Here is a 5,304-nt window from a genome sequence, read left to right as displayed (position 1 = left end):
CACTCACCGGCTGAAAAATGCGCCCCACACCTTCCGCATACGAGCGCAAAAAATGGTACAACCCTTGCAAAAACCGTTCTCCAGCTACGGAGATTGAAAGTTTTTTATTGGAACGAAAAAATATATCCTAATTCCCACTTAATTATGTATACAGACCGGTTCTAAAAAAATACTGTTTAGTTTCCTCCAAATTTTTACTCGTAGAATTAAGAAGGATATGCCCTTGATTTTTGAAAAAGTTGTAGAGGATTTATTAGATTCGGAATATCTGAAAGGGTTGGAGAGATACCCATCTCATAGATTCTCTTCAAAATTGGTGCAGGAGAAAAATAGGAGACGTGACCACTGTATTAGAGTAGGTTATCTTAGCTTTTATCTTTGTAAGCTTTTGGGAGGGGATGCCAGAATTTGCGCCAGAGCAGGTGTTCTACATGATGTAGGTTATGATCACCAACAGGTCCATAAGCCTCTATCTCAGATTTTTGGGCACGCAAGGAAAGGTGCCACTATAGCCCAGAGAATAGGAGAACATCCAAGAGTAGTAGAAGTAATAAAAACTCACATGTACCCCATTGGCGGGGCGCCACGAAGCAGAGAGGCTTTCATCGTTTGGATAGCAGATAAACTAGATGCTTTCCTTGAAATCCTCCAACTATCAAAATTAATCGAAACAAAATTACAAAAAATAATTAAATAACAATTATCAAACAACATTACAGATTAAAAATGGAATCATTGACTTATTTATTCTTTTAATTCTGCGTAAACCTCTTTAATTATAGACCATACCTTTTTTGGGTTATCAGACTGGACTAGGCTTCCCTCACAGGCGCGATAGGCCCATGTGAAAACAGAGTCTACACCGCTTTTTCCGATTATTCTTCCCGCCTCTCTCACCTCTTCCTCTTTCCCCGCAGGAATTAAGAATCCTTGGATCCACAGCTGAGACCTCTTACCATACCGCTTTGCTAGTTTAACTGTTTCCTCAGAAGCTTTTGACACAAAGTTGATATCTTTTTTTGCAACGCTCCAATAGGGATCTGTTCCGAAAACATCCAGTTCTTTGATGGAGCATACCTTCTCCCAACTGGCGCCCTGTTCTTCCTTGGTGAAGAAGGGCATAAGACACACGGTAACCGACTTCTTTGAATCCACTTCTTTCACCAGTTTAGAGGATTGCTCCAAGAAATCCAGAATCGATTTTTCTTTAAATTCGAAAACATCCTCATTAGCCTTCTCGGGCATATCATACCCGTACTGTTCTTTAAAAAGCTCTCGGCATGAGGGACAAACGCAGCTATAGATTTCCCTGGTGCCTGTGATAATGTAGTGCGGTTCGTCCCAGAAGAATCCGTCAAAAACCTCCTCTTTGACAAGCTTTGAAACCGCGTCAAAAAAGTAATTCCTAAAAACTTCGGTGTTAAAACAGGCGCCCACAAAGGGAAACGGGAATTCCTTGTTAAAAACTTGGCGATAATTAACATTATCCTGTAGAAAAACCGATGGTGCTTCCCCTCCGAAAACCTTTCCAAAAGCCCAAAGATTCACATAAACATTCAGACCCAAATCCTTTGCTATCTTGCCAATCTTAACCACGTTAGAATACCAGATCTGATAGTCGTACTCTGAAACAGCTAACAATACCGCGTTACAATTGTGATCAATAATCTCCAAAAAATCTTCCTCAGCCCGATCCGGATAATGGAAACCGTAATACGCGACACCCAATTCCTTAACCATACAATCACCCAAATAATCAAAAATACCAAATAATACGTCTCCGATCAACAACTCTGAGTTATTAAAAATTGTTAATTAAAATATTTAAAACCTACCTGACAACTTTTAAATTAATCTTCAAATAATATTAGGCGCCGCAAAAAGCCAATCTTAATAGTAAATAGTAAATTTTCCTAAAGATTAAATAACTTCAAAATAATTCAAAAAAATTAGATTGCAATAAACTATTAATCAGTCCAGCAATACACTTATGTTACCCACATCTATATATCGCTGGGTTTTTATTTTCCTGAGAGGAGAAAAAGCGAGATGCCCCCTATGAAGCCAAAGTTGGTCTTTTCTCTGGCAGGAGTGCACGGCTCTGGAAAAACCACTATCTACGAGATACTTCAAAATAGATGCAAAAACTGGATTTTTTTTCCAGATAATGTTAATCCTCCCCGATATCCCTTTGGATCCAAAGACAAACAAACCGCATTCAGAGCAGAACTATGGTACTTGGAACAAATGATAATAAGAAACGAAAAAATAAGAATGCTAAAACAGGGAATCATTCTTTGCGACCGAAGTCCACTATGCTTACTCAGCTACTCCTATGCCTTATGTACTCCTGAAGATTATGCGACAATCGAAAATCTCTACAAGGCGATAAAATGGGAAGAAACCGCGATTTTCTACATAGAAGAAACCCCCGAGCAACTAATAACCCAAATAATTAACAGAAAAGAGAAACACCCCCCAGAATGGAACGAAACCGACAGAAACTATATCGAAAAAGTAATCGAGGGATACGAAAAAGTCTTCCAAAAATTTAAACCAAATATGATCAGCGTTCAAAACAACCAGGCAGATAAAACAGCCCAGGAAATTATAAACCAAATAAATAACCACATCAAATAACTGAACCATATAATATATTCACACTAAGAAACCTAAAAATCATTTTTCAAAATTTTTTTGGCGGGAATAAGTTTTTGAAGGGGAAAAAATAGGAGAGAGGTCGAGAGGGTGGCTGCGTGGGGTTAGGTTTACTGGGGAGTAGTTATGGTAAGGCTTTCCAGATAATCGATCATGTACTCCAAGTCATCTGTGTAGATTCCTTCTCCTTTTCTGTACATTATAAATGAGCCCTTGGAGTTAAAGAAGCAGGTTAGCATTTGTCCCGAAGGCAAGGAGTAGGTTCCTCGAAGGGTTTGTATTCTTCCACGTTGCCTCTTTCTAAATATTAGGATCTCGGGGGCTCGCTTAATCGCCTCTCCTCTAATTTCCAAGGAATTCAGGTAGGGATTTTCAAGATTCGAAATGGTGACTGTTGAAACCTCTTTGGCTTTTTTCATTAATTTGTCCATTGCATCATCGCTAAGCGTCATTGCCTCAGCTTTGACTCCTGTTATTTCCACGGTTTTAGCTACACTCCGCTTTGCTGCTAGGTAACTGCCTCTGAGCTCTATGACGCCAGTTTTTAGGCGTACGTGGATTTCCCCTTTGTCTTGGGCCATAACGGAAACAGGCACTATTCTTCCCTTACTATCTAATGTGTAGTAGTGGGTGGGGTAAGATACCACGTATTCCGCTTGGACTTCACCGTTTAGTTTTCGAGGTTTAATGAAACCTTCTTCTGTTCCATCACCCCAGAGCTGTTTTTTCATTAATTTGATAACCTCGTCTCCATCTAGTTTGTTTTGTTGCAGTTTGTAGAGTCTCACTGGTATTCCTATACCTCTCATGCTTACGAATTCACCGTTTTTCTTCACTCCTTCGCTGCCGCTTTTTGACATTTTCCTTTCTCCTTTACTTAAATGTTTGTTTTAGTAGTTTGGGTCAATTTCCACTGGAAAATATATAATAAAAGAATAAAAAAGGTGTGTAATACTAACATAATATCTCAATATTCTAACTCCAAAAAACCGAACAAAATATGTGAAGAAAAATCGGCAAATTAACCAGCTGAATATATAAAAAACATTGATTCACAAAAATTGTGAGCATTTCAGGATTAATTTCAAATCAACTTTTATACTTTTTTGCATAAATATTAATCCAACGATAAGAAACGAAAAATTTTTAAATTATCCCTACTTATCGGAAAGAAGCGGTGAAAAAGAGATGCGGATGGATTATTTTTTCTTGGCAAAATACAGATAAAAGAATGCCAATAATATTAAAACATATAATAACAGAGTTTTTTGAAAAACCCGCATCTCAGCCTAGACGAACCTTTTTTACAAAAACCTTACTGGAGTAGTTTAATATGGAAAAACCTGAAACAGTAGTATACAAATTCGGTGGTTCCGTACTAGACTGTACATCCAATATCCAAAAGGTCGCTGAACTAATAAAGAACGAGCATGACAGTGATAAGCGTATAGTGGTGATAGTTTCTGCCCTGAAAGGCAAAACAGACGAGCTGCTCAAAATGGCTCAAGAATTGAGTGGAAACTCAGATTCGTCAAGCGACCTAGACAGCCTACTGTCAATGGGCGAGAGAACCAGCGCAAGATTAATGTGCATAGCTCTAAAAACCTTGGGAGTTGAAGCCGTATTAATAGACCCGGAAAATGAGCAATGGCCCATACTAACCGATGATAATTATGGCAATGCAAACCCCGACCTAGAACTAACAAAATTAAGGGTTAAAAAATCTCTTGTTCCCCTTTTAGAGGAAAAAAAAGTTCCGGTAATATGTGGATTCCTGGGCAAAGACAAAAAGGGAAGAGTCACAACATTGGGCAGAGGAGGCAGCGATTTAACAGCAGTACTCTTAGGGAAATGTCTGGGCACTAACTCGGTTATTCTGGTGAAGGATGTTTCCGGTATAAAATCCGGTGATCCTAAAAAAGTCGGGGACTCGAATACAGTTAAGGCTTTAGACACTATAGAAACAAAGCTTTTGTCTGCTTCAGGAGCTAAAGTGATTCAGTCCAAGGCTCTCCAATACAAGTCCGATGATTCGGTAATCCGGGTCGTGGGTATAAACGAGGGAAAAATCACTGATGATGGAACAGTAATTACCGGTAAAAGCATACCCGATCTAGAGATTTCTATCTTAGATAAACCGGTTCAATTAGTTACCATAATAGGAGATAACGTAACAGAGCCAAAATTACTATCAACATTCTTTGAGGACATTTACAAACAAAAAATCGAGGTTGTGGGCGCCACACTCGAATCATGGTGTATCATGCTTCTCGTCGTGGATGATCCGCAAACAACCCCATTCAATGTAATACATGAAATAATTAACAAAAAAGGCATAGGAAAATCCGCTACCTGTTATGATAACCTAAACCTAATATTCGTTAAGGGACAAGACTTTGTCAAAATACCCGGAATAATCTCCAAAATTACGGATCCATTAACAAAGAATAGGATCAACGTCTACAGCTTCCTACCCACCGCCAGCAGCATCAAGATTTTGGTACACTCAAACGATGGAGAAAGAACTTTAAAACTTGTCAAAGAGAGCTTCGGTTTAAGCTAAATGATAAAAAATACCTGAACAAAATTTTTCATTTTTCAATCAACTAGCAAATTTCTTCTAAAATTTTGCAATAAGTATATTCT

Annotated in this window: 5 protein-coding genes; 3 read left to right on the top strand and 2 right to left on the bottom strand. The window is 38.5% G+C overall.

Features of this window, described 5'->3' with window-relative positions; all coding sequences use genetic code 11:
• The first annotated feature begins 223 nt into the window (after window positions 1-223).
• A complete protein-coding gene (locus ACUVXA_RS15775) occupies window positions 224-697 on the top strand; it encodes an HD domain-containing protein (RefSeq protein WP_445872242.1) in 474 nt (157 codons plus the stop codon).
• A 47-nt stretch (window positions 698-744) separates the two neighbouring features.
• Here the strand turns inward: ACUVXA_RS15775 and ACUVXA_RS15770 are convergent, their stop codons facing one another.
• Entirely contained in the window at window positions 745-1,740 is a 996-nt protein-coding gene (locus ACUVXA_RS15770) for a hypothetical protein (protein WP_445872241.1), read from the bottom strand.
• A 318-nt stretch (window positions 1,741-2,058) separates the two neighbouring features.
• Between ACUVXA_RS15770 and ACUVXA_RS15765 the strand changes: the two genes are divergently transcribed.
• Window positions 2,059-2,640 carry a deoxynucleoside kinase gene (locus ACUVXA_RS15765; protein ID WP_445872240.1) on the top strand — a complete coding sequence of 194 codons (582 nt, stop codon included), beginning with the start codon at window positions 2,059-2,061 and terminating at the stop codon, window positions 2,638-2,640.
• A 128-nt stretch (window positions 2,641-2,768) separates the two neighbouring features.
• Here the strand turns inward: ACUVXA_RS15765 and ACUVXA_RS15760 are convergent, their stop codons facing one another.
• The gene (locus tag ACUVXA_RS15760) at window positions 2,769-3,518 is read right to left on the bottom strand and encodes a hypothetical protein (protein ID WP_445872239.1); all 750 of its coding nucleotides are present in this window, start codon (window positions 3,516-3,518) and stop codon (window positions 2,769-2,771) included.
• A gap of 473 nt (window positions 3,519-3,991) precedes the next feature.
• Between ACUVXA_RS15760 and ACUVXA_RS15755 the strand changes: the two genes are divergently transcribed.
• Window positions 3,992-5,221 carry an aspartate kinase gene (locus ACUVXA_RS15755; protein ID WP_445872238.1) on the top strand — a complete coding sequence of 410 codons (1,230 nt, stop codon included), beginning with the start codon at window positions 3,992-3,994 and terminating at the stop codon, window positions 5,219-5,221.
• The last annotated feature ends 83 nt before the right edge of the window (window positions 5,222-5,304 follow it).

The sequence above is a fragment of the Candidatus Jordarchaeum sp. genome (assembly GCF_052745115.1).
This window is presented reverse-complemented; position numbering and strand designations above follow the sequence as displayed.

What these genes read in the sequence shown, in the direction of transcription:
- ACUVXA_RS15770 (WP_445872241.1), bottom strand. Translation starts at nt 1,740, where the DNA reads ATGGTTAAGGAATTGGGTGTCGCGTATTACGGTTTCCATTATCCGGAT.
- ACUVXA_RS15765 (WP_445872240.1), top strand. Translation starts at nt 2,059, where the DNA reads ATGAAGCCAAAGTTGGTCTTTTCTCTGGCAGGAGTGCACGGCTCTGGA.
- ACUVXA_RS15760 (WP_445872239.1), bottom strand. Translation starts at nt 3,518, where the DNA reads ATGTCAAAAAGCGGCAGCGAAGGAGTGAAGAAAAACGGTGAATTCGTA.
- ACUVXA_RS15755 (WP_445872238.1), top strand. Translation starts at nt 3,992, where the DNA reads ATGGAAAAACCTGAAACAGTAGTATACAAATTCGGTGGTTCCGTACTA.